Genomic DNA, 23,303 nt, shown 5'->3' on the forward strand with positions numbered 1-23,303 from the left:
CCTCGGCGACGACAGCATCCTGGTGAACCCCACCGCCGTGCGCGTACCGGTGTTCTACGGCCACTCCGAGGCGGTCAACATCGAGACGAAGAAGAAGATCAGCACCGAGCAGGCCCGTGAGCTGCTGGCCGCCGCACCGGGCGTGAAGGTGGTGGACGAGCGCAAGGCCGGCGGCTATCCGACCCCGGTGACCCACGCCTCGGGCACCGATCCGGTCTATGTCGGCCGCATCCGCGAGGACATCTCCCACCCGCGCGGGCTGAACATGTGGGTGGTGGCCGACAACATCCGCAAGGGCGCCGCACTGAACGCCGTGCAGGTCGCCGAGCTGGTCGCCAACGGCGGCTGAGCACCGAAACGACGCCGGCAGCACGCCGGCGTCGTCGTTTCTGGGTGGTACAGCGGTATTCGAAATCCGGGTCAGCCGTTATATTGGCCGCCATGAAACTATGGGGCAGGGGCGCGATGCGCCCATTACAAGGTGTACTGGTCCTCGGGCTGGCGTTGTTCAGCAGCGCGGCGATGGCACTGGGGCTGGGCAATATCCGTGTCCTGTCCAAGCCGGGCCAGCCGTTGCTGGCCGAAATCCCGGTTATTTCCAGCGATCCTGGCGAACTTGAGAACGCCAGCGTGGGGTTGGCCGCGCCGGTCACCTTCGAGCGCGTGGGCCTGGCGCGTCCGGAAGGGCTGGTCAGCGAGCTGCAGTTCCAGTTTGCGCAGGATCGGGAAGGTCGTGCGGTGGTGCGCGTCACCAGCGCCGCGCCCGTGCAGGTGCCCGCGCTGAGCTTCCTGATCGAAGTGGATTGGGGCCAGGGCCGGCTGGTACGCGAGTACTCGGCGCTGGTCGCCGCGCCCGAGACCGCAACCGCAGTCGCCGAGCCGGTGATCGAAGCGCCGGCAGCGGCGCCGTCCAACCTGATCGTGCGTGAGCCCGAGCCGCTGCCGGAAGTCGCCTCCGCCGCGCCGGCCGCCGCGACGCCAGCGGCCCCGCCAGCCGCGGCCGTCAGGGCGCCGCAAGCGCGGTCGGCACCGGTTCCGGCAGCCCCGCGCATTGATGGCCAGGGCACCACGGTCCAGCGTGGCCAGAGCCTGTCGCAGATTGCCGCCGGAATGGCGCGTGAGAGCGGCAGCACGTTGAACCAGACCATGGTCGCGCTGATGCGCGCCAATCCCGAAGCCTTCATCCGCGGCAACATCAACCTGCTCAAGCAGGGCGCGGTGCTGCGCACGCCGGCGCAGGAAGAGCTGGCCCGGGTGGGGGCGGCCGAGGCCCGTGCCATCGTCAGCGAACAGAACGCGCAATGGCGCCAGGCGCGCGCGCCGGTGCCGCAGCCGGCGGTGGCCGATGCGGCAGTGAACAACCGGCCGCCAGCCACTGCTGGCGCCGCCAGCAGCGGCGCCCGGCTTGAGATCGCACCGGCGGTTGCCGGGGCACAGCAGACAGCAGGAATGACGACCGGGCTCGACGCCGGTGGTGAGGGTGATATGGCAGCCAACGAACAACTGCAGCAGGCCCGTGAGGACCTGGCCACGCGCGATGCGGAGGTGCAGGACCTGCGCGAGCGGGTGGCTGAACTGGAAAAGCTGCAGAAGCAGCAGCAGTCGCTGATCGCGATGAAGGATTCGGACCTGGCGGCTGCCCAGCAGCGCCTGGCCGAAGCCGGCAAGCGCGAGGCGGGCGGCTCCTCGGCATGGCTATGGCTGCTGCTGGTGGTGGCGGTGTTGGGGGCGGCAGCCTGGTTGCTGTCGCGGCGTCGCAAACCCTCGCCGTTGCCGCGTGAGCCGCGGGCCGATTTTTCCACCGATGCGCTGGCGGCGGCGCTGCCGGTATCCGCAGCTGCTGCAGCTGCGCAGGACGACGTGCCGCACATTGACGAGGATGCAGAGGTGACGCCGGCACCGGATGTGTGGGATGCGCCACAGCCGGCCGCCGAGGCGCATGAGGTGATTCCCCCGCAGCCGTATGAAGAACCGATGCCGGCGTGGTTGAAGTCGGTGCCGGCGCCGGTGGCTGAGCCTGCCCCGGTCACGCCAGAGCCCACCTTGCTGTTCGAGGCCTCGCGCAGCTACGAGCTGCGTGACCCGGCACCGCCGCAGGCCGGTGAACCGGCCGCTGCCGAGGAGGCGCGCTGGCTGGCAGGCGACATGGCGTCGCTGGCCCCGCTGAACCCGGCCCCGGCTGGCCGCGAGCGGCTGGAGCTGGCCATTGCCTACCTGGACCTGGGCGATGCCGAAACTGCCCGCACCCTGCTCAACGAAGTAGCGGCTGGCAGTGACCTGCGTGCCCGCGCCGAAGCGCTGGAACTGCTGGGCAGGCTGGGCTGAGGTGGCGATGAAGCGCGAGCGCGGCATCGACTATGTGGAGTTCGCCTCGCGCGATCCGGCGGCCAGCCGCAGGTTCTTTGAACAGGTGTTCGGCTGGACGTTCGAGGACTACGGCCCGGACTACACCGCCTTCGATGATGGCCGGCTGCAAGGGGGCTTCTTCCGTGGCCAGCCGCTGACCGCATCCGCCGGTGCGGCGCTGCTGGTGTTGTATGCAGAACAGCTGGCACCGGTGCTGGAACAGGTGTTGGCGCACGGCGGTGAGCTGGTCAAGCCGGTGTTTGCCTTCCCCGGCGGTCGTCGGTTCCAATTCCTGGAGCCGGGCGGCAACGAGCTTGCGGTCTGGTCGCAACGCGACAGCGATTGAGTGGCCCTTTTCCCGCAGCAGCGGAACAACGAGGTTTGATGATGCGTTACGCGCTGGGCGTGGAATACGACGGCAGCGACTTCAAGGGCTGGCAACAGCTCGGCGAGAGTGGCTGTGCCAGTGTCCAGGCAACCCTGCAGGATGCGCTGTCCTCGGTTGCCGATGCGCCGATCAGCGTGGTCTGCGCGGGGCGCACCGACGCCGGCGTGCATGGTGAGTGCCAGGTGGTGCATTTTGACAGTGACGTGCCTCGCCAGCCGCGTGGCTGGACGCTGGGCACCACCACGCGGCTGCCGCCCTCGGTATGCGTACGCTGGTGCGTGCCGGTGGCCGATGATTTCCATGCGCGCTTTTCTGCCCGTGCACGCCGTTACCGGTATCGCATCCTCAATCGGCAGGTGCGGCCCGCCTTGTACCGGCAGACCCTGAGCTGGGAGCGGCGGGCGCTGGACGCCGATGCCATGCACCGCGCCGCGCAGGCGCTGCTGGGCGAGAACGACTTCAGCTCGTTCCGCAGCATCCAGTGCCAGGCCCTGCATGCGCGGCGTGAGTTGCAGGCCATCAGCGTGCGTCGCCATGGCGAGGTGGTGGAAGTGGAGGTGCAGGCCAATGCCTTCCTGCACCACATGGTGCGCAATATCGTCGGTTCGCTGATGATGGTGGGCGCGGGTGAAAAGCCTGAGCAGTGGATCGGGGAAGTACTGGCCATACGTGACCGCAACCAGGCCGGTCCCACCGCGCCCCCGCAGGGCCTGGTTTTTGTTGGGCCACTGTATGCTGACAACTGGCAACTGCCCGCGGAGGTGACCTTGTGAGCCGTACGTTGTTCCGTACCCGCATCAAGTTCTGCGGCATGACCCGTGCCGGGGATATCCGCCTGGCCAGTGAGCTGGGGGTGGATGCCATCGGCTTCATCTTCGCCAAGGGCAGCGTGCGCCGCGTGGCGCCGTCCGAGGCGCGTGCCATGCGCCAGGCGATCCCGCCGATGGTGGATGTGGTAGCGCTGTTCCAGCACAACAACCGCGAGGAAGTCCGCGAGGTGCTGCGGGCGGTGCGGCCAACCCTGCTGCAGTTCCATGGCGACGAGGACGATGCCTTCTGCCGCAGTTTCAACCTGCCCTATCTGAAGGCCATCGCCATGGGCGGGCGCGCCGATGTCACCGCGCGCGGACTGCAGCAGATGTACCCGCATGCGGCCGGCTTCCTGTTCGACAGCCATGTCGCCGGTGGCAGTGGCGGCACCGGGGTGGCGTTCGACTGGTCGCAGATTCCACCGGGTGTGCACCGCCCATATCTGTTGGCCGGTGGCATCAAGCCGGACAACGTGCATGACGCCATCCTGGCAACACTGCCCTGGGGGGTGGATGTGTCCAGCGGCATCGAATCCGCGCCGGGCCTGAAGGACGGCTACAAGATGCGCCAGTTCGTCGAGGAAGTGCGGCGCGCCGATGCTGCCGGCGAGGCTGAACAGGCAGTTTGAGTGTGCTGTCGATATTTTGACACCCGACCGCTGGGGCAATCCCTTATGATGCGGACAAGGGTGGATATACAGCTGCGCGGAATGCAGCTGCGCGGTGACAACCGCAGTCCGCCGGGGACCACAGGGAAAGGAGTGCATGGCGGAATTTCTGGAAGTAGCGCTGTCGTTTCCGACGCTGCCTTACAGCGTGGTGCTGTGTTTTGCGGTCATCTACTGGATGCTTGCCGCCACCGGCATTGTTGACGACGGTGGTATCGGCAGTGGCGATGGCGCCGATTTCCATAGCGGGGAAGACGGTGCCACCGGCCTGGCTGGCATGTTTGCGCGTATCGGCCTGGGTGGCGCGCCCACCATGCTGGTTGTATTGCTGCTGGCCTTTTTCGGCTGGAGCTTCACCTATCTGACCCAACTTTTTTTCCTGCAGTCCCTGCCGCCTGTGCTGCGCTGGGGCATTGGTGCCGGCGTGGCGATCGCCGCACTCATCCCGGGTGCGATTGTTTCTTCCTGGGTGCTGCGCCCGATCCGGCGGCTGTTCATGCGGCTACGGCCGGTGGCGCAGGAATCGATCCTGGGCAAGAGCGGGCAGGTGACATCGCCGGAAGTCACCGACCTGCTCGGCTATGCCAGCGTCGATGACGGTGGCGCTGGCCTGATCCTGCAGGTGCGGGCGCGCCCCGGTGCGCGCTACCTGCGCGGGGAGCGCGTGCGGCTGGTCCAGTACCTGCCACAACAGAATCATTACCTGGTGGTCGGCGAAGCCGAACTGCCGGCATTGGATGCGTCACTTTCCCAGCTTTCACGCGACAAGGAGATCAACTGATGGATTTGGCTTCGCTGGCACCGCTTGTCATAGGTGTGGGCATTCTGGTGGTGTTTCTGCTGGGCCTTGCCGGCCTGTTCAAGGCCTTCTACAAGAAGGTGGACCAGGGCACCGCGTTGATCGTCAACGACATGAGCTCGCAGCCCAAGGTGCATTTCACCGGTGCACTGATCGTGCCGGTGCTGTACCGCGCCGAGCTGATGAAGATCAGCCTGATCACCCTGCAGGTGGATCGCCGTGGCAAGGAAGGCCTGATCTGCCGCGACAACATGCGTGCGGACATCACCGTGGCCTTCTACCTGCGCGTCAACGAAACCCAGGCCGACGTGCTGCGCGTGGCCAAGGCCATCGGTGCCGATCGTGCATCGGACAAGAACGCAGTGGACGAACTGTTCAATGCCAAGTTCTCCGAAGCGCTGAAGACGGTGGGCAAGAAGTTCGATTTCACCCAGCTGTTCGAGAAGCGGCAGGAGTTCCGCGACGAGATCATCGCGGTGATCGGCAACGACCTCAACGGCTATGCGCTGGAAGACGTGGCCATCGATTACCTGGAACAGACGCCAAAGAACCTGCTGGACCCCAGCAACATCCTCGACGCCGAAGGCATCCGCAAGATCACCGAGCTGACCGCCGCGCAGAACGTGATCACCAACGAGCTGGCGCAGAACGAGCGCCTGGCCATCACCAAGAAGAATGTCGAGGCCACGGAGGCCACCCTGGCGCTGGAGCGCCAGCAGGCCGAGGCCGAGGCACGGCAGAAGCGTGAAGTGGAGACCATCCGTGCCCGCGAGCAAGCCGAGACCCTCAAGGTGCAGGAAGAACAGCGCCAGCTGTCCGAGAACGCACGTATTGAAGCGCAGCAGCTGATCGACATCCGCGACCAGAACCGCCTGCGAGAGGTGGAAGTGGCCGAGCAGAACCGCCAGCGCGCTGTCGCCATCGAAGTGGAACGTGTTGCCCGCGCACGCCAGCTGGAGCAGGTCACCACCGACCGCGAGGTGCAGCTGCAGGGCGTGGAGCGTGACAAGGTGGTCGAGCAGGGCAAGATGGACGTGGCCAACATCACCCGCGAACGCATCTCCATCGACAAGACCGTGGCGCAGGAAGAAGAACGCATCAAGGAAGTGCGGCAGGTGTCCGAAGCTGATCGCCTGAAGCAGGTAGCCATCCTCGAGGCCGAGGCCGAGGCACAGGAAGCCCTGCTCAAGCAGGTCAAGGAGGCCGAGGCGGCCGAGGCTGCCGCCAAGCACCGGGCGGTGGAGATCACCACGCTGGCGCAGGCCGAGTTCGATGCGGCCGGCAAGCAGGCCGAAGCCAAGAAGGCGCTGGCCGAAGGTATCCGTGCCGAGCGCGCAGCGCCCGGTCTGGCCGATGCGCAGGTCAAGGAAGCCGGTGCGCTGGCCATCGAGAAGGTCGGCATTGCCGAGGCGCGCGTGGTCGATGCGATGGCCGACGCCAACCTCAAGCAGGGCACGGCCGAAGCCAAGGTGCTGGCCGAGCAGCTGGCCGCACGCGCACAGGGTGAAGAGCAGATGGGCCGCGCCAAGGCCACCGCCACCGAAACCCTGGGCGTAGCCGAAGCCTCGGTGATCGAGAAGAAGCTGTTTGCCGAAGCCGATGGTCTGACCCGCAAGTTCCAGGCGATCGACTCGCTGGGCGATACCGCGCGCGGTCACGAAGAGTTCCGCATGACCTTGGATACGGGCCTCAAGCAGGCCCTGGCCACGCTGGAGGCCGGCAAGGAAATATCCAAGGAGAACGCCGAAGTCATCGCCAGCGCATTGCGCAATGCCGACATCGACATGGTTGGCGGCGACGGAGGCATGTTCGAGAACCTGGTCAAGGCGATGTCGCTGGGCCGCTCGATCGAAGGCCTCACCGACAAGAGCCCGATCGTGCAGGACCTGATGCAGCGTTACCTGGGCGTGGACATGGCCGCACGTGGCAAGCCGGCCCAGCGGCTGGCCGATGACGCGGCGGCAACCGACGCTGGCTGAGTGTGCATGCACCCGTGCGCTGGCGCGCGGGTGCGCTGACGGGGCCGCGCCTGCCTGGCAGCGGCGGCCCGCGTGGATGATGGTGCCCGCTTCGCCACTGGCCGGGTGGGCGCCATGGCAGGGAACAATCGATGGCTGATACCAACGAGGGCGCAAGCCCGCAGGACACCGCGTCCATTGCTGACCAGGCGGTCGCCCAAGGCGGCGCCTACGAGGTGCTGCGCAAGCGCCTGAGTGATCAGGGCGCACGCCTGCGGCAGGTGGTGGAGGCGATGAACCAGCGCCGCCTGCAGGAGTTCGGCGACAGCCGGATGGAGGTGATCGGGCGCTTCCGCATCCGCACCGAGAACAACTGCGTCGGCCGCGACATCGTCCAGGTTGGCGACGACCTGCTGCTGTTCGGCTACAACGTCTTCATCGGCTTGAAGACGCAGACCCGGGTGGAGGATGTGTTCGGGCTCTACCGCATGGTGGAAGGTGCCGAAGGCTACGACGTCACCCCCGTGGACCTGAAGAGCAGCTTCCTGGCGCAGCCGGGCTTCGTCCACGATTTCGCCGAACTCTACGCCTATTACAAGCATGCCCGCCTGCTGCAGTTGATCGTGCGCGACGGCAAGCTGCTGGCCGCGTTCCAGATCGGCGAACGCAGCAGCGATGTGCGGGTGTTCCGCTGGGCAATGGCGCCCGGTGGCGAACTGACCTATATCGACGCGCGTGGTGAACGCGATATCGCTCTGCCGCCACCGTTCGACTTCGAGTGGACGCGGGCTGGCCGCGACATGCTGGTCAGTGGCCGCTTCCCGCACTTGAACATCCTGGACACCATCTTCGTCGAGACCACCGGCGGTGATCTCACCATCAAGGTCGAGAACAACACCGAGACCGGGCAGGGCGTATACAGCGAGCCGGTCGAGGACAGTACCCAGTCGGTGGATGACGCCACCATCGATTTCGCCCAGGTGGGTTCGCTGATCCTGCTCAAGATCCAGCCTTACCGCGAGGACACCTGGCGCGGCCTGATCTACAACACGCTGACCGGCAAGGTGGTACGCAACGACGCCATCGTGCAGGCTTGCGTGCAGCTGCCCGACGACCACGGCATCATCTTCCCCGGCGGCTACTACCTGCAAAGCGGCGAGCACAAGGCGTTCGACGCCTCGATGCAGGGGATGAAGTACAAGCGCTCGATCCGCTCGCCCAACGGCGAGGACATGCTGTACATCTTCTACGAGCGTGAGGCCGGCAAATCGGCGCTGTTCGTCTACAACAGCATCCAGCGTGCCCTGCAGAATCCGGTGTTCGGGCTGGGCTACGCCTTCCTGCGCGATGGTCGCATGGTGCTGTTCAATGCCGAGAACGAGGAGCCCACCCGCATCCACCCGATGCAGGTCTGGCAGACCCCGTTCAGCAGCGACGAATTTGCGGCCCACCGCCCGGCCGGCACCAGTTTCATGGCCCGCATCGGCAATGCCGAGCTGGTGCGAGGCATCTCCAACCTGCTGGACCTGGGGCGCGAGATCGACAGCCGCGAAGTTTCGCTGGCGCGTTACGAACTGCTCACCCATAACGCCCGCCGCCTGTTTGATGCCCACCACTGGCTGGACGACGCCAACTGCGACGGCGCCGCCACGCTGCTGCGCGAGATCAGTGCCACCGGCGAGTCGATGCTCGACGAGTACGAGAAGGTCGAGAGCATTCGCAAGCAGTCGGCGCAGGCGATGGCGGAGGTCACTGCCCAGCACAAGACCCTGCTTGGCCGCCTGCAGCCGCAGAATTGGTCGAAGATTGGTGAGTTCGTTGACAGCCTTGGCGAGATTGGCAAGCTGCGCGGACGGCTGCTGACCGTACGTGACTTCCGTTATGTGGACGTTGCCGCCATCGATGCGATGAATGCGTCGTTGCAGGAGGCGCATGATCGCGTAGGTGCGGCGGCGGGTGAGTTCCTGGGCGGCGACAAGGCCTTGCAGCCGTTCAACGAGCGCCTGCAGGAGCTGGATGCCACCGCGCAGGTAGCGCAGACCGCCAGGCAGCTGTCCGAGCAGATCGCGCAGATGCAGACGATGTCGGCCGAGTTGGACATGTTGTCCGAGCTGATGGCCAGCCTGAAGGTGGACGACGCCGCGCAGCGCACGCGCGTGGTGGAGGCCATTTCCGGCATCTACGCCAAGCTCAACCAGGCGCGCGCGCGCGCCGACCAGCGCCGCCGCTCGCTGGGTTCGGCCGAGGCCGTGGCACAGTTCGGCGCACAGTTCTCCTTGTTCAGCCAGGCCATCACCAGCGCATTGGGGCTGGCCACGGACCCGGAGCGGGCTGACGAACAGCTGTCGCGCCTGATGGTGCAGCTGGAGGAACTGGAGAGCCAGTTCGGTGAGCATGAGCAGTTCCTGGGCGACATCCTCAGCAAGCGTGAGGAACTGCTGGACACCTTCGAGTCGCACAAGCAGACCCTGCTGGATGCGCGCCAGCGCAAGGCGCAATCGGTACTGGACGCGGCCAATCGCATCCTCGACGGCCTGGCCAAGCGCACCGAGCGTTTCACCACCGTTGATGAGCTCAATGCATTCTTCGCCGGTGATCCGCTGATCCTGAAATTGCGTGAGCTGGCCGAGCGCCTGCGCGGGTACAAGGACAGCGTCAAGGCCGATGACGTGGAAGCGCGCCTGAAGGGCGTGCGTGACCAGGCGGTGCGGGCACTGCGCGATCGCACGGATCTGTTCGAGGGCGGCGGCAATGTCATCCGTCTGGGCCGGCACCGCTTCAGCGTCAACACCCAGCCGCTGGACCTGACCATCCTGCCGCGCGGCGATGGCCTGGCCGTGCACCTCACCGGCACCGACTACTACGAAACCATCGTGGACCCGGAACTGGAGGCGCTGCGCGCCTACTGGCCGGTGACGCTGGATTCGGAATCACCCTCGCTCTACCGCGGCGAGTACCTCGCGGGCCTGCTGCTGGATGCGGCCATCAACAACCGCGATGGTCTGAGCGTTGAGCTGCTGCTGCGCGAGGCCGCGCAGCCCGAAGCGCTGGCCAAGCGGGTGCGCGATTTCGCCGCGCCACGCTATCGCGAAGGCTATGAGAAGGGCATCCATGATCACGATGCCAGCCTGATCCTGCAGGCGCTGTTGCCGCTGTACCAGGCCGCCGGTTCGCTGGTGCATGCGGCCGCGCCGCGTGCCCTGGCGTTGTTGTTCTGGGGGCGCGAAAGCAAGCACGAGAACGTCAGCCAGTGGGTGGAGCGTGCCGCCGGTGCCTTCGCCATCGCCCAGCTGTTCAATGTGCGCGATGGGCTGGAGGCCTTGCGCGACGAGATCGCCTTGGCGCTGGCCGAATTCCAGCAGGCGCATGCACTGCCCTTCGACAGCGGCGTGCCGGCGTTGGCGGCGGAGTACCTGCTGGCCGAGCTGGCCAATGGCGAGCCGACCTTTGCATTCAGTGGCTATGCGCGGCAGCTGCTGAACGGTTTGCGCGAGCAGTTGCAGGCGGCCGGCCAGGCCGATGCGTTCGATCGCAGCCTGCAGCGTCTGTCCAAGCGCCTGGCCCTGCAATGGGCGCAGGCCGTGCAGTGGTTGCAAGCGATGTGTGGGCAGGACAAGTACGCCGCCATGGCCGGCTATGTGCCGGAAGCGGCAGCCATGTTGCTGGGCGAGCGCGCCCTGCGCAGCCAGGTGCGCGAGGTGACCCTGATCGCCGATATCGGCGGCCTGCTGGGCGAGCATGCCCGCATCCGCCAGGGCCATCTGCAACTGGCGGTGGATGACTTCCTGCAGCGTTGGCAATCCCATCGGCGCCAGTTCCAGCCTGGCTTCGAGCAATATCAGGCATTGCGCCAACGCATCAGTGCGCGTGAGCGCGAAGCGCTGCGCCTGAACGAGTTCCAGGCCCGGCCGCTGAGTTCCTTTGTTCGCAACAAGCTGATCAACGACGTCTACCTGCCGATCATCGGTGACAACCTCGCCAAGCAGATGGGCACGGTGGGCGAGAACAAGCGCAGCGACCTGATGGGCCTGCTGATGATGATCAGCCCGCCCGGCTACGGCAAAACCACGCTGATGGAATACGTGGCCAACCGCCTGGGCTTGGTCTTCATGAAGATCAATGGTCCGGCGCTGGGTCACGAAGTGCGCTCGCTGGATCCGGAGCAGGCACCGGATGCCACCTCGCGGCAGGAGCTGCACAAGCTCAACCTGGCGCTGGAGATGGGCAACAACACCATGCTGTATGTCGACGACATCCAGCACACCCATCCCGAATTCCTGCAGAAGTTCATCTCGCTGTGCGATGGCACCCGCCGCATCGAAGGCGTATGGAAAGGCCGCACCAAGACCTATGACCTGCGCGGCAAGAAGTTCTGCGTGGTGATGGCCGGCAACCCGTATACCGAGTCCGGCGAGGTGTTCAAGGTGCCGGACATGCTGGCCAACCGTGCCGACATCTACAACCTGGGCGATGTGCTGGGCGGCATGGAAGAGGCGTTCAAGCTCAGCTATATCGAAAACAGCCTGACCTCCAGCCAGGTCCTGGCGCCGATGGCCACCCGCGACCTGGACGACCTTTATCTGCTGGTCGACAAGGCCAATGGCAAGGAGGTATCCACCAATGCGCTCAGCCATGCGTACAGCGGAGCGGAGATCAACGAGATCGTCGCCACCCTGCAGCGGCTGATGCAGGTGCGCGAAGTGGTTTACCGGGTCAACCAGCAATACATCGCCAGCGCCGCGCAGGCCGACAAGTACCGCGTCGAGCCGCCGTTCCGCCTGCAGGGCAGCTACCGCAACATGAACAAGCTGTCGGAGACAATCTCGCCGGTGATGAATGCCGCCGAGCTGCAGCAGCTGATCTCCGATCATTACCTGGGTGAGTCGCAGCTGCTGACCAGCGGTTCGGAAGAGAACCTGCTCAAGCTGGGCGAGTTGCGGGGCGTGCTGGACGCGCAGCAGCTGGCGCGCTGGGAGCAGATCAAACACGACTTCATGCGTGACAAGGCGATGGGCGGTGACGATGCCGACACCGGCGCACGGGTGGTGGCGCAGCTGGCCGATATCGCCAGCGGCCTGCAGGGCCTGCGCAGTGAGGAGCCCGCGCAGGGGGCGACAACCGCGCCTGCGCCGGAAGCGCCGTGGGCGCAGATCGTGAGCTTGCTGCAGGCGGTAGCCGAACGGCCCGCTGCCGTGCTGCAGGCGCCTGCAGCGGAGGCCAGCGCGCCGCCGCCAGCAGCACCCGTACAGGATCTGGCACCGTTGCTGCAGGCATTGGTCGCTGCGCAGCAACGGCAGGGGCAGGTGGGTGATGCGCTGTCGGCACTCGCAGCGCAACTGCAGGAATGGCTGTCCAAGGAGGGCACCACGGCCAAGGCCGTACCGCGTGCGCGGCGGGCGCGGACGCCAGAAGAAAAGGCGCTGGATGAGGCCTTGATGCGTCACTTCTATGGCGGCAGCATCGTGGTGCCCGGGCAGCAGGGTAGCCGTGGCAAGGACGCACCTGACGATGCCTGATCCGCTGCTGCCCCCGCCGCCTGTGCCGGCCTTGCCCAGCACCGATGCGCTGGCGGTGGCCAGCTATGGCGGCGAGCTGCTGGCGGCGGTGGAGCGTTTGATCGGCCCGTCAGCGAAGGCGGGTGCGGCCGCGGCTCTGGTGGCGGAAATGGACAATATCCGCTTGGCCCTGCAAGCCCATGACGGCACCCGGATCCGGCGCGCGGTGGGTTTATGGGGGCGGCTGCTGGGGCGTGACGTGGAGGCGCAGCTGCAGGCCGAGCAACTGGCCGGGCAATTGGATGTCTGCCTGCTGCGCGCCGATGACGGCATGCAGGTGCTGCAGCGGGAGCTTGAATGGCATCAGCAGCAGTGGATGCGGGTAGATGCAGCGGTGGCGGCAATCGATGCCTGGGCTGCCGCCGCCGAGGCGCAGGCACATCCCGCCGAACCTGTCGCGCAGGCCGCACTGCAGCGGCGTGTGCACCATCTGCGCGGTCTGGCACGGCTGCGCCAGACCGAGGCCGATCAGCTGCGGCTGTTGCATGCCCAGGGCGCGGAACTGATCGAGCGTTACCAACGGATCCGCGACGTGCTGCTGCCGCTGTGGCGGCAGCAGGCCTTGGCGCAACGCAGCGCAGGCATGCCGGCAGAGCTGGCGCAGGCAGCTGACGCACAGGCGCGCATAGTCGACGAAGTAACGGCCATGCAGGCTAGACTGCGGTGAGTAGCCGCCCCGCAACTGATTGCTCGCGCGCCGCGTCGCGCTTCTTGCTCAAGGAGAACAGCTGATGACCCAGGACACCTTGCCACTGCCGGCCGGCCCTTCCGCAGACGTGGATGCCACCACCCTGGTGGCACTGGGGCTGACCGAGGCCGATCGCCCGCAGATCGCGCAGATCGTGCGTACGCTGGACGACATCACCCCGGGCAACCTGCACGTGTTCGGCCGCGAGGCGGCGGGCAAGAGCGCGGCGTTTTCGAGTCAGCTGCTCGATCATGTGCGCAACCGCGACCTTGACGCGTCCGGCGACAAGCTGGGCGAGGTAGTACGCATTGCCCGCTCGCTGAAGCTGGAGGGTTTGAACGAGCGTTCCAAGGTGCCGGTGATCGGTGGCCTGATCGACCGCATGCGCGCCTCCAAGGGCGAGCTGGTGCAGAAATTCAGCGATACCAACCAGCAGATCGAGCAGTTGATGCGTGACGTGGGCGCGCAGCAGGCACTGATGGGCCAGCGGGTCGGCGAGTTCGACCGCATGCACGTCATCGTGCGCGACGAGCGACAGAGCCTGGGGCTGCATATTGCCGCCGGCAAGCAGCGGCTGGCCGAGCTCAACAACGAGCTGCAGGGGCTGGTCGGGCAGGAAGACCCGCAGTCGCGCATCCGCCGCGGCGAGATCGACAATGCCATCCGCCTGCTCGACAAGCGGGTAGGCGACCTGACGGTGATGCAGCACGCTGCCGATCAGTCGCTGCCGATGATCCGGCTGATCCAGGCCAATGCCATCCAGCTGATCGAAAAATTCAATGCGGTGCGCGACATCACCATTCCGTCGTGGAAGCGCCAGTTCGCCATCCAGCTGTCGCTGGGTGAGCAGAAGAACGCGGTGGAGCTGTCCAATGCCATCGACGATGCCACCAATGAGCTGATGCGGCGCAACGCCGACCTGATGCGGCAGACCTCGGTGGAAACGGCCAAGGCCAACCAACGGGCGGTGATCGACGTGGCGACCTTGCGGCATGTGCATGAGCAGCTGATCGCCACGGTGGAGGAGGTGCGCAACATCCACCGCGAAGGCATGCAGCAACGCCAGCAGGCCGAGGTGGAGCTGGCACGCCTGCGCGAGGACGTGCAGCAGCGTTTGGCCTTGCCGACGCAGGGCAGCGCGGCATAGGATTCACGAAACCGTCGATGCACCAGATACAACGGACCGGTGCTGTTACCCTCTCCCTTTGCCGCAGGCAAGGGGAGGGTTGGGGAGGGGTAGGCTTTCAGGCTTTCACGGCAATGCCGCCCTACCGGGCCAGCTGCTTCTCCAGCCAGCCGGCAAGCATGCCCACCCGCGGATCTTCGCGGCCACCGGCTGTGCACAGTGCCCAACAGCCCTCGGTATCCACGAAGTCCCATGGCGCGATCAGGCGGCCGTTGACCAGATCCTCCGCCACCAGCGGCTCCGGTGCGATGGCAATGCCCAGCCCGGCCACGGCGGCTTCAAGCTGGTAGTACAGGTGCTCGAAACCGGTGCCATAGCGCAGCGCGCCGGTATCAATGCCATTGAGCGCGGCCCAGGTCGGCCAGGCCTGCGGGCGCGAGCGGGTGTGCAGCAGTTCGTGGTCCAGCAAGGCCTCGGCCGGTTGATGGGCCAGCACGTGTGCGCCCTTGAGCGAGGGGCTGAACACCGGGCCGATCCGCTCGGTGGCCAATACGTGCACCTGCCAGCCGCTGGGCCAGGGCGCCTGTCCCAGCAGCAGGGCGGCATCCAGCCCGTCCAGGCGTGGGGTGAAGTCGCCGTCCTGGGCGGCCAGGTGCAGGGTCAGGCCGGGCAGGTCACGCTGCAGGTCCTGCAGCCGCGGGATCACCCAGCGGGCGAGCAGGCTGCCCGGGCAGCCCAGCACGAAGGCCTCGTTGCGGGTCGGGCGGCGCAAGGCAGCCACGCAATCGCGCAGCTGCGAGAACGCACCGGAGCAGGCTTCCAGCAGACGGTGGCCGGCCCCATTCGGGCGGATGCCACGGCCTTCGCGCTCGAACAGGCTCAGCCCCAGCTCCTCTTCCAGCAGCCGCAGTTGGCGGCTGATCGCGCCATGGGTAACGTGCAGCTCGGCGGCGGCCAGGCTGACGCTGCGCAGGCGGGCGGCGGCCTCGAAAGCACGCAAGGCGTTGAGCGAGGGCAGGGTGCTGGCATCTTTCATGTGAGTTTTTCTAACACATCGCCGAGCAATAATCGATATTCAAGGGGTGTGGTGCCGCGTTAGATTGCAGGCCTGTTCCTCTGCCGTGACTGCCATGACCGCCTCGCCGATTGCCGACTTCCACGCCTATCCGGATGCCCACGGGCACTTTGGCCGCTATGGCGGCAGCTTTGTGGCGGAAACCCTGGTTGGCCCGCTGCAGGAATTGGCGGCTGCCTACGATCAGGCGCGGGTGGATCCGGCCTTCATCGCCGCCTACGACAAGGACCTGAAGCACTACGTCGGCCGCCCCAGCCCGATCTACCACGCCGAGCGGTTGAGCCGGGAAGTGGGCGGTGCGCAGATCCTGCTCAAGCGCGAGGACCTGAACCACACCGGCGCGCACAAGGTGAACAACACCATCGGCCAGGCCATGCTGGCTGCGCGCATGGGCAAGACCCGCATCATCGCCGAGACCGGCGCCGGCCAGCACGGCGTGGCCTCGGCCACGGTCGCCGCGCGCCTGGGCCTGGAGTGCGTGGTCTACATGGGCGCCACCGATATCGAGCGGCAGAAGATCAACGTCTATCGCATGAAACTGCTGGGGGCCACGGTGGTGCCGGTGCACAGCGGCTCGGCCACGCTCAAGGACGCGCTCAATGAAGCGATGCGCGATTGGGTCACCAATGTGCGCGACACCTTCTACATCATCGGCACCGTGGCCGGCCCGGACCCGTACCCGCGCATGGTGCGCGACTTCAATGCCATCGTCGGCCGCGAAGCGCGCGCGCAGATGCTAGAGGATTACGGCCGCCTGCCCGATGCCATCACCGCCTGCGTTGGCGGTGGTTCCAATGCCATCGGCCTGTTCCACGCCTTCCTCAACGACAGCAGCGTGAAGATCTACGGTGCCGAGGCTGCCGGTGACGGCATCCACAGTGGCCGGCATGCGGCGTCGATCTCGGCGGGGCGCCCCGGCGTGTTGCATGGCAACCGCACCTATGTACTGTGCGATGACGATGGCCAGATCATCGAAACCCACTCCATTTCCGCCGGCCTGGATTACCCAGGCGTCGGCCCGGAGCATGCGTTCCTGTCCGATAGCGGCCGCGCCCAGTACGTCGGCATCACCGACGAAGAAGCGCTGGCGGCCTTCCACCGCCTGACCCGTACCGAAGGCATCCTGCCGGCGCTGGAATCCAGCCATGCGGTGGCGCAGGCGATCAAGCTGGCCCGCGAGCTGCCCAAGGACGCGCTGGTGCTGTGCAACCTGTCCGGTCGTGGCGACAAGGACGTCCACACCATCGCCGCGCGCGAAGGGCTGGTGCTGTGAGGGCCCGCGTGTTGCTGCGCGCGCCGCTGCTCGTCGGTCTGGCCGCCGCACTGGCGGCGTGTGCGCCTGCTGAGGCTCCGCCGCAGGCGGCGGCATCCGCGGCTCCGGTCGCGGCCACGCCGTCGGCGTCGCCGTCGCAGGCTGCGAAAGCTGCGCCGGTTGCAGTGGCTGCAGCGGCTGCCGATCTGGCCCAGGTCGGCGGGCTGCGCATTGGCGCCGCTTTCGGCAAGGCCCCCGGCGACAAGACTTTCGTCTCGGCAGGCATGCGCGAGGTGATGGAAGGCGATTGCGAGTACTACGACCAGGGCACGCTGCCGCAGGGCATGTCGATGATGGTGATCGCCGACCGCATCGCCCGCTTCGAGGTGGATGCGGTGGATGACCCCGGCCAGCGCGTCACCGCGCCGCCAGCGGGCGCGCCGGTCCTGCCGTATGGCCTGTGGGTGGGCATGACCGTGGCCGAGGCCAAGCAGCGCTTGCCGGCCGGTGTGGTCACCACGCCGCACGCCTATAACGCGCCGGACGGGGACTACGTTACCTGGACCGACAAGGCTGCCAAGCTGGCCCTGCGCCTGGAAACACTCAATGGTCTGGTCACCTCCGTTTACTGGGGCCAGCCTGATGCGGTTGAACTGATTGAAGGATGTGCCTGAGATGGCTGTGAGCCGAATTGACGACTGCTTTGCCCGTCTGCGTGCCGATGGCCGCAAGGCGCTGATTCCGTTCATCACCGCCGGTGATCCGTCGCTGGAAGCGACCGTGCCGGTGATGCATGCACTGGTCCAGGCCGGCGCCGATGTGATCGAGCTGGGCGTGCCGTTCTCCGACCCGATGGCCGACGGCCCCACCATCCAGCGCAGCTCCGAGCATGCGCTGGCACGCGGGGCAGGGCGGCAATACGTGCTGGACACGGTGGCGCGCTTCCGCCAGACCGATACGACTACCCCGGTGGTGCTGATGGGGTATCTCAATCCGGTTGAGATCCGCGGTTATCAGCGCTATGCCGAAGAGGCGGTGGCAGCCGGTGTGGACGGCATCCTGCTGGTGGACCTGCCGCCGGAAGAGGCCGAGGAGCCGCGCGCTGTATTCAGCCAGGCGGGCCTGGCTCTGATTCTGCTGGCTTCGCCGACCAGCAGTGCTGCGCGTCTGGACAGCCTGTGCCAGGCCGCCCAGGGCTATCTGTACTACGTCAGCTTTGCCGGGGTGACCGGTGCCTCCGAGCGGCTGGACAGTGCTGCCGCCAGCGAGCGCCTGCGCCTGCTGCGCAGCCGCTCCAGTGCGCCGGTGGTGGCCGGTTTCGGCATCAAGGACGCCGTCAGCGCGGCCGCCATGGCGGTGGATGCCGACGGCGTGGTGGTTGGTAGTGCGCTGGTGTCCATGCTGGCCGAGGCGGCCGATCCGGCGGCGGCGGCTGCCGGGTTCCTCGAGCCGCTGCGTGAAGCGCTGGATCGCTGAGTAGCGTCACCTGTAGTGCCGAGCCATGCTCGGCAGCGGCATTCCCGGTAGAGCTCCTTGCCGAGCATGGCTCGGCACTACCGGGCAGGGCAGGCAAACATACGCGGCAGTAGGGCTTTGGCCGCAGCCAGTGCTGCGCCTTGGTCGCAGTGGTGAGCTAGACTGTGGGCCCTGTCGTGGCCGCAAGGCCACCCTGAACGGAACTGTCATCCCGCATGAGTTGGCTCAGCAAGTTGATGCCGTCCGGCATCCGTACCGACAATACGCCCTCCAAAAAACGCAGCGTCCCCGAGGGGCTGTGGGAAAAATGCTCCAGCTGCGGCGCGGCCCTGTACCGCCCGGAGCTGGAAGAAAACCTGGAGGTCTGCCCCAAGTGCGGCCACCATATGGCCATCCGTGCGCGTGCGCGCCTGGCCTCGCTGTTCGACGTGGACAGCACCACCGAGATCGCCGCCCGCCTGGGCCCGACCGACGTGCTCAAGTTCAAGGACCAGAAGAAGTACGGCGAGCGCATCAAGGCCAGCCAGAAGAACACCGGTGAGTACGATGCGCTGGTGGCGATGCGCGGCCTGCTGAAGGGGCGCCCGTTGGTGGCTTCCTCGTTCGATTTCGCCTTCATGGGCGGGTCGATGGGCTCGGTGGTCGGTGAGCGTTTCTCGCTGGCCGCTGAAACCGCGCTGGAGATCGGCTCGCCCTATGTCTGCTTCTCCGCTTCCGGCGGTGCGCGCATGCAGGAAGGCCTGTTTTCGCTGATGCAGATGGCCAAGACCTCGGCCGCGCTGGCCAAGCTGCGCGAAGCCGGCCTGCCTTACATCTCGGTGCTGACCCATCCCACCACCGGTGGCGTGTCGGCCTCGTTCGCGATGCTGGGTGATATCAACATCGCCGAGCCGCAGGCACTGATCGGCTTTGCCGGCCCGCGCGTGATCGAGCAGACCGTGCGTGAAAAGCTGCCGGAAGGCTTCCAGCGTTCGGAGTTCCTGCTTGAGCACGGCGCCATCGACCAGATCTGCGACCGCCGCGAAATGCGTGACCGCCTGGCCGACCTGCTGGCCATGCTGACCAACCAACCCCAAGCTGACAAGGACGTGGCAGCCTGATGAGCAATCGCAAGTATTTTGGTACCGACGGCATCCGTGGCCGTGTCGGCAAGGGCGTCATTTCCGCTGATTTCGTGCTGCGCGTGGGTAACGCGCTGGGTCGGGTGCTGGTACAGCGCAGTGGCGGTGGCCATCCGACCGTGGTGATCGGCAAGGACACCCGCATCTCCGGCTATATGTTCGAGTCGGCGCTGGAGGCGGGTCTGGTCGCTGCCGGTGCCAATGTACAGTTGCTCGGCCCGATGCCGACCCCGGCGGTGGCCTTCCTGGCGCACACCCTGGGTGCGGACGCCGGCATCGTCATCAGTGCCTCGCATAACCCGCACCATGACAACGGCATCAAGTTCTTCTCCGCCGAAGGCGAGAAGCTGGATGACGCGACCGAGGAGGCGCTGGAAGCCGCAATGGACCAGCCCTTTGCCACGGTTGAATCCGAGCAGTTGGGCAAGGCCATGCGCGCGCGTGACGCGGTGGGCCGTTATATCGAGTTCTGCAAGGCCAGTGTGCCGCGCAATTTCTACCTGCGCGGGCTCAAGGTGGTGCTGGACTGTGCCCATGGCGCCACCTACCACATCGCGCCGCTGTTGTTCCGCGAACTGGGGGCGGAGGTGATCGCGATCGGTGCCGAGCCCAATGGCGTCAATATCAATGACGGAGTGGGTTCCACCCATATCGACAATCTCGCCCGCAAGGTTGTGGAAGTGGGGGCTGACATGGGCATCGCCTTCGACGGCGATGGCGACCGTGTGTTGATGGTGGATGACACCGGCGCAGCGGTGGATGGCGATGGCCTGCTCTACATCCTGGCCAAGGCCTGGCAGGCCAACGGCCGCCTGCGTGGTCCGGTGGTGGGCACCTTGATGACCAATTATGGGCTGGAGCAGGCGCTGGAGCGCCAGGGCATTCCGTTCGTACGTGCCAATGTGGGTGACCGCTACGTGCACCAGGCCCTGGTCGAAGGCAAGGGTGTGCTGGGCGGCGAAGCCTCCGGCCACATCCTGTGCCTGGACCGGGCAACCACCGGTGATGCCATCGTCAGTGCCCTGCAGGTGCTGGAGGTGCTGGGCAAGGCCGGCCAGAGCCTGCGTCAGGCGGGCGAGGGCCTGGTCATGGTGCCGCAGAAAACCATCAATGTGCGGCTGGAAAGCGGCGCGCGTGAAGTGGTCAAGAGTGCGCCGGTACAGGCTGCGCTGGCCACGGCGCAGGCCGCGGTGGCGGGTCGTGGACGGGCCTTCCTGCGCCCCTCCGGCACCGAGCCGGTGGTGCGGGTCACGGTCGAGGCCGACGAGGCCGGGCTGATGGCTGCCACCCTCGAAGCGCTGGCCGACGCCGTCCGTTCTGCTGCCGCACAGGTTTGAGCTGGATCATGGTGGTGTACCCGGGGTGTCGGTTCCAATGGCCGGCACCCCGTTCCCTTCTCTGGAGTAGTTGAATGAGTTCCCGTATTCCCACCCTCGACATCACCCGCTTCGATACCGACCGTGAGGCCTTCGTGGCTGAGCTGGGCGCGGCCTATCGCGAGTGGGGTTTCGCGGGCATTCGCAACCATGGCATCCCCCAGGCCGACATTGATGCCGCGTATGACGTCTTCAAGGCGTTCTTCGCACTGCCGGATGAGGTGAAGAAGCAGTACCACGTGGCCGGTGGCGGTGGCGCCCGCGGCTACACGCCGTTCGGTGTGGAGACTGCCAAGGGTTCCAAGCACTTCGATCTGAAGGAGTTCTGGCATATCGGCCGGGAGATCCCGGACGATTCCAAGTACCGCGAGGTGATGCCGCCGAACCTGTGGCCGAGCGAGGTGCCGGGCTTCAAGGAGCACGGTTACGGCCTGTACCAGAAGCTGGACCAGTTGGGTTCGCGCGTGCTGTCGGCGCTGGCCCTGCACATCGGCCTGCCGGAGGCGTTCTTTGCCGACAAGACCAACAATGGCAACTCGATCCTGCGCCCGATCCATTACCCGCCGATCACCACCGACGACATCCCCAATGTGCGCGCCGGTGCCCATGGCGACATCAACTTCATCACCTTGCTGGTTGGTGCCAGTGCCGCCGGCCTGGAAGTGCAGTCGCACGAAGGCGAGTGGGTGCCGTTCACCTCCGACGCCGACACCATCGTGGTCAACATCGGTGACATGCTGCAGCGCCTGACCAACCACGTGTACCCGTCCACCATCCACCGCGTGGTCAATCCCCCGGGTGAACTGGCCCGCCAGCCGCGCTATTCGGTGCCGTTCTTCCTGCACCCGAACCCGGACTTCCTGATCGATGTGCTGCCCTCGTGCATCAGTGCGGAAAACCCGAGCCGTTACCCGCAGGCGATCACCGCCCATGGCTTCCTTGAAGAGCGCCTGCGCGAAATCAAGCTGAAGTAAGCTGCGCCGGCCCTTGGGCTGGGTGTGGCATCGACGCCGTCGTGGCCCTGGGCTGCGGCGGCGTTCGTGCATCTTGTCCCGGCTTGTCCGCGTATTGTCCTGGCAATGTCTGCATATCGGCTATCCTTAGCCATAACTTTTTATCGGGGAGTTGGGCCTGCATGCGTCGCAAGATCGTTGCTGGTAACTGGAAGCTGCACGGCAGTCGTGATTTCGCTACCGAGCTGGTAGGCAAGGTGGCTGCTGGCCTGCCGCTGGAAGGGGTGGATGTGCTGGTGCTGCCGCCGCTGCCCTACCTGGGCGATCTGGTCGAGGATTTCGAGGGTACGGTGCTGGCCTTTGGCGCCCAGGACGTGAGCAGTAACGAGAAGGGTGCTTATACCGGTGAGGTCTCGGCGGCAATGCTGGTGGACGTGGGCGCGACCCATGGTCTGGTAGGGCACTCGGAGCGTCGCCAGTACCACCATGAAAGCAGTGAGCTGGTCGCGCGCAAGTTCGTGGCGGCCAGTCATGCGGGCCTGGTTCCAGTCTTGTGTGTAGGTGAGACGCTGGAGCAGCGCGAGGCTGGCCAGACCGAGCAGGTGATCGCCGCGCAGTTGGCGCCGGTGCTGGAGCTGGCGGGGGTGCAGGCCTTCACCAAGGCGGTGGTGGCCTATGAGCCGGTATGGGCCATTGGCACCGGACGTACCGCCACGCCGGCCCAGGCGCAGGCCGTACATGCGTTCATTCGTGGCGTAGTAGCCAAGGCCGATGCTAGAATCGCCGATTCGTTGCCGCTCCTCTATGGTGGCAGCGTGAAGCCCGACAATGCCGCAGAGCTGTTTTCGCAGCCTGACGTGGATGGCGGGCTGGTAGGCGGCGCATCGCTGGTGGCGGAGGATTTCCTGGCCATTGCGAGGGCAGCAGCCGGTCGCTAACGGGTAATTGTCCGGGACGGATTTCAAATGCTGATGTTGATCCTCAATGTGGTCTATGTGCTGGTGGCGATCGCGATGATCGCGCTGATCCTGATGCAGCGTGGTTCGGGTGCCGCAGCCGGTTCCGGCTTTGGTGCCGGTGCCTCGGGTACGGTGTTCGGTGCGCGTGGTGCCTCCAATTTCCTGTCCAAGAGCACAAAGTGGCTTGCCGTTGTGTTTTTCGGTATCAGCCTGTTCATGGCCTGGTATGCCACCCATGGCGCCCGCCCGACCAACCAGGGTCTGGGCGTGATGTCGCAGGTGGAAGCCCCGGCTGCGGCCCCGGCTGCCACCCCGGCAGGCGAATTGCAGCCGCTGCCGGCCGCTCCGGCCGCCTCGGCCGTGGGTGAAGTGCCGCAGGCAGCCGCCCCGGCAGAAAATATTCCCGTCCAGAGTGAAGAAAAGCCCGCAGAGGGCTCCCAGAAAGACTGAAGACGGTTACAATACGCAGCGCACTGCTGAGCTGGCAGTGCTGACGTAGGCCCAGGTGGCGGAATTGGTAGACGCACTACCTTGAGGTGGTAGCGACGAGAGTCGTAGGGGTTCGAGTCCCCTCTTGGGCACCATTGTTTCATGCGGGTACACGGGTTGCGGCAGCGCCCGTCGTGGCAACTCCCGTCAATCCCCCATGCCTTGGCACCTGCAGGTGTCCCGGGCAGAGGCAAGAGAGAATCGCTGTGCTGGCCGAATATTTGCCGTCTCTGCTGTTTCTGATCGTCGCCACCGGCATCGGCGT

19 protein-coding genes and 1 tRNA gene are annotated in these 23,303 nt (G+C 66.1%); 19 read left to right on the forward strand and 1 reads right to left on the reverse strand.

The annotated features are described in order from the left end of the window. From B2527_RS09680 to B2527_RS09725, 10 genes are all read left to right on the forward strand, one after another. Window positions 1-349, forward strand: a 349-nt coding sequence (locus B2527_RS09680; protein WP_293708818.1) for an Asd/ArgC dimerization domain-containing protein, incomplete at its 5' end; no start/stop codon positions are given. Between the two features lie 116 nt (window positions 350-465). Further along, window positions 466-2,325 (forward strand): FimV/HubP family polar landmark protein, encoded by a 1,860-nt coding sequence (locus tag B2527_RS09685; RefSeq protein WP_293708820.1) that lies wholly within the window; start codon window positions 466-468, stop codon window positions 2,323-2,325. A gap of 7 nt (window positions 2,326-2,332) precedes the next feature. Continuing rightward, entirely contained in the window at window positions 2,333-2,692 is a 360-nt protein-coding gene (locus B2527_RS09690) for a VOC family protein (RefSeq protein ID WP_293708821.1), read from the forward strand. 41 nt (window positions 2,693-2,733) lie between these two features. After that, window positions 2,734-3,507, forward strand: coding sequence for a tRNA pseudouridine(38-40) synthase TruA (gene truA, locus B2527_RS09695; RefSeq protein ID WP_293708823.1), 774 nt, complete (start codon window positions 2,734-2,736; stop codon window positions 3,505-3,507). After that, window positions 3,504-4,172: a phosphoribosylanthranilate isomerase gene (locus B2527_RS09700; RefSeq protein ID WP_293708825.1), complete on the forward strand. Its 669-nt coding sequence runs from the start codon at window positions 3,504-3,506 to the stop codon at window positions 4,170-4,172. Before truA ends, B2527_RS09700 begins: the two co-directional genes overlap by 4 nt. A gap of 136 nt (window positions 4,173-4,308) precedes the next feature. After that, the gene (locus B2527_RS09705) at window positions 4,309-4,992 is read left to right on the forward strand and encodes a hypothetical protein (protein WP_293708826.1); all 684 of its coding nucleotides are present in this window, start codon (window positions 4,309-4,311) and stop codon (window positions 4,990-4,992) included. Further along, window positions 4,992-6,989, forward strand: coding sequence for a flotillin family protein (locus tag B2527_RS09710; protein WP_293708827.1), 1,998 nt, complete (start codon window positions 4,992-4,994; stop codon window positions 6,987-6,989). Before B2527_RS09705 ends, B2527_RS09710 begins: the two co-directional genes overlap by 1 nt. A gap of 131 nt (window positions 6,990-7,120) precedes the next feature. Continuing rightward, on the forward strand, window positions 7,121-12,484 hold the full coding sequence (locus B2527_RS09715; protein ID WP_293708829.1) for a DNA repair ATPase: 5,364 nt from the start codon (window positions 7,121-7,123) through the stop codon (window positions 12,482-12,484). Continuing rightward, entirely contained in the window at window positions 12,477-13,190 is a 714-nt protein-coding gene (locus tag B2527_RS09720) for a hypothetical protein (protein WP_293708830.1), read from the forward strand. Before B2527_RS09715 ends, B2527_RS09720 begins: the two co-directional genes overlap by 8 nt. Window positions 13,191-13,254: 64 nt before the next feature. Next, the gene (locus B2527_RS09725; protein ID WP_293708832.1) at window positions 13,255-14,358 is read left to right on the forward strand and encodes a toxic anion resistance protein; all 1,104 of its coding nucleotides are present in this window, start codon (window positions 13,255-13,257) and stop codon (window positions 14,356-14,358) included. Window positions 14,359-14,479: 121 nt separating this feature from the next. Here the strand turns inward: B2527_RS09725 and B2527_RS09730 are convergent, their stop codons facing one another. Further along, a complete protein-coding gene (locus B2527_RS09730) occupies window positions 14,480-15,373 on the reverse strand; it encodes a LysR family transcriptional regulator (protein WP_293708834.1) in 894 nt (297 codons plus the stop codon). Window positions 15,374-15,467: 94 nt separating this feature from the next. Between B2527_RS09730 and trpB the strand changes: the two genes are divergently transcribed. The 9 genes from trpB to B2527_RS09775 all read left to right on the forward strand — a co-directional run bounded on the left by trpB (window position 15,468) and on the right by B2527_RS09775 (window position 23,133). After that, window positions 15,468-16,685, forward strand: a complete 1,218-nt coding sequence (gene trpB, locus B2527_RS09735; protein ID WP_293708836.1) for a tryptophan synthase subunit beta — start codon at window positions 15,468-15,470, stop codon at window positions 16,683-16,685. A gap of 8 nt (window positions 16,686-16,693) precedes the next feature. Next, window positions 16,694-17,338: a hypothetical protein gene (locus B2527_RS09740; RefSeq protein ID WP_293708838.1), complete on the forward strand. Its 645-nt coding sequence runs from the start codon at window positions 16,694-16,696 to the stop codon at window positions 17,336-17,338. A 7-nt stretch (window positions 17,339-17,345) separates the two neighbouring features. After that, a complete protein-coding gene (gene trpA, locus B2527_RS09745) occupies window positions 17,346-18,140 on the forward strand; it encodes a tryptophan synthase subunit alpha (RefSeq protein WP_293708840.1) in 795 nt (264 codons plus the stop codon). Between the two features lie 215 nt (window positions 18,141-18,355). Next, window positions 18,356-19,240 carry an acetyl-CoA carboxylase, carboxyltransferase subunit beta gene (accD, locus tag B2527_RS09750; protein ID WP_293708842.1) on the forward strand — a complete coding sequence of 295 codons (885 nt, stop codon included), beginning with the start codon at window positions 18,356-18,358 and terminating at the stop codon, window positions 19,238-19,240. Further along, on the forward strand, window positions 19,240-20,598 hold the full coding sequence (gene glmM, locus B2527_RS09755; protein WP_293708844.1) for a phosphoglucosamine mutase: 1,359 nt from the start codon (window positions 19,240-19,242) through the stop codon (window positions 20,596-20,598). Before accD ends, glmM begins: the two co-directional genes overlap by 1 nt. 74 nt (window positions 20,599-20,672) lie before the next feature. Next, window positions 20,673-21,611: an isopenicillin N synthase family dioxygenase gene (locus B2527_RS09760; RefSeq protein ID WP_293708846.1), complete on the forward strand. Its 939-nt coding sequence runs from the start codon at window positions 20,673-20,675 to the stop codon at window positions 21,609-21,611. Window positions 21,612-21,772: 161 nt separating this feature from the next. Beyond that, window positions 21,773-22,528, forward strand: coding sequence for a triose-phosphate isomerase (gene tpiA / locus B2527_RS09765; RefSeq protein WP_293708848.1), 756 nt, complete (start codon window positions 21,773-21,775; stop codon window positions 22,526-22,528). 27 nt (window positions 22,529-22,555) lie between these two features. Then, window positions 22,556-22,999 carry a preprotein translocase subunit SecG gene (secG, locus tag B2527_RS09770; protein WP_293708850.1) on the forward strand — a complete coding sequence of 148 codons (444 nt, stop codon included), beginning with the start codon at window positions 22,556-22,558 and terminating at the stop codon, window positions 22,997-22,999. Between the two features lie 49 nt (window positions 23,000-23,048). Beyond that, a tRNA-Leu gene (locus tag B2527_RS09775) sits at window positions 23,049-23,133 on the forward strand. Window positions 23,134-23,303 lie beyond the last annotated feature (170 nt).

The organism is Stenotrophomonas sp. UBA7606 (assembly GCF_002477705.1).
Lineage (GTDB): Bacteria > Pseudomonadota > Gammaproteobacteria > Xanthomonadales > Xanthomonadaceae > Stenotrophomonas.

Excerpts from the sequence above, each read along its gene's own strand:
- B2527_RS09685 (WP_293708820.1), top strand. The coding sequence starts at position 466 with ATGCGCCCATTACAAGGTGTACTGGTCCTCGGGCTGGCGTTGTTCAGC.
- B2527_RS09690 (WP_293708821.1), top strand. The coding sequence starts at position 2,333 with ATGAAGCGCGAGCGCGGCATCGACTATGTGGAGTTCGCCTCGCGCGAT.
- truA (WP_293708823.1), top strand. The coding sequence starts at position 2,734 with ATGCGTTACGCGCTGGGCGTGGAATACGACGGCAGCGACTTCAAGGGC.
- B2527_RS09705 (WP_293708826.1), top strand. The coding sequence starts at position 4,309 with ATGGCGGAATTTCTGGAAGTAGCGCTGTCGTTTCCGACGCTGCCTTAC.
- B2527_RS09710 (WP_293708827.1), top strand. The coding sequence starts at position 4,992 with ATGGATTTGGCTTCGCTGGCACCGCTTGTCATAGGTGTGGGCATTCTG.
- B2527_RS09715 (WP_293708829.1), top strand. The coding sequence starts at position 7,121 with ATGGCTGATACCAACGAGGGCGCAAGCCCGCAGGACACCGCGTCCATT.
- B2527_RS09720 (WP_293708830.1), top strand. The coding sequence starts at position 12,477 with ATGCCTGATCCGCTGCTGCCCCCGCCGCCTGTGCCGGCCTTGCCCAGC.
- B2527_RS09725 (WP_293708832.1), top strand. The coding sequence starts at position 13,255 with ATGACCCAGGACACCTTGCCACTGCCGGCCGGCCCTTCCGCAGACGTG.
- B2527_RS09730 (WP_293708834.1), bottom strand. The coding sequence starts at position 15,373 with ATGAAAGATGCCAGCACCCTGCCCTCGCTCAACGCCTTGCGTGCTTTC.
- trpB (WP_293708836.1), top strand. The coding sequence starts at position 15,468 with ATGACCGCCTCGCCGATTGCCGACTTCCACGCCTATCCGGATGCCCAC.
- accD (WP_293708842.1), top strand. The coding sequence starts at position 18,356 with ATGAGTTGGCTCAGCAAGTTGATGCCGTCCGGCATCCGTACCGACAAT.
- glmM (WP_293708844.1), top strand. The coding sequence starts at position 19,240 with ATGAGCAATCGCAAGTATTTTGGTACCGACGGCATCCGTGGCCGTGTC.
- B2527_RS09760 (WP_293708846.1), top strand. The coding sequence starts at position 20,673 with ATGAGTTCCCGTATTCCCACCCTCGACATCACCCGCTTCGATACCGAC.
- tpiA (WP_293708848.1), top strand. The coding sequence starts at position 21,773 with ATGCGTCGCAAGATCGTTGCTGGTAACTGGAAGCTGCACGGCAGTCGT.
- secG (WP_293708850.1), top strand. The coding sequence starts at position 22,556 with ATGCTGATGTTGATCCTCAATGTGGTCTATGTGCTGGTGGCGATCGCG.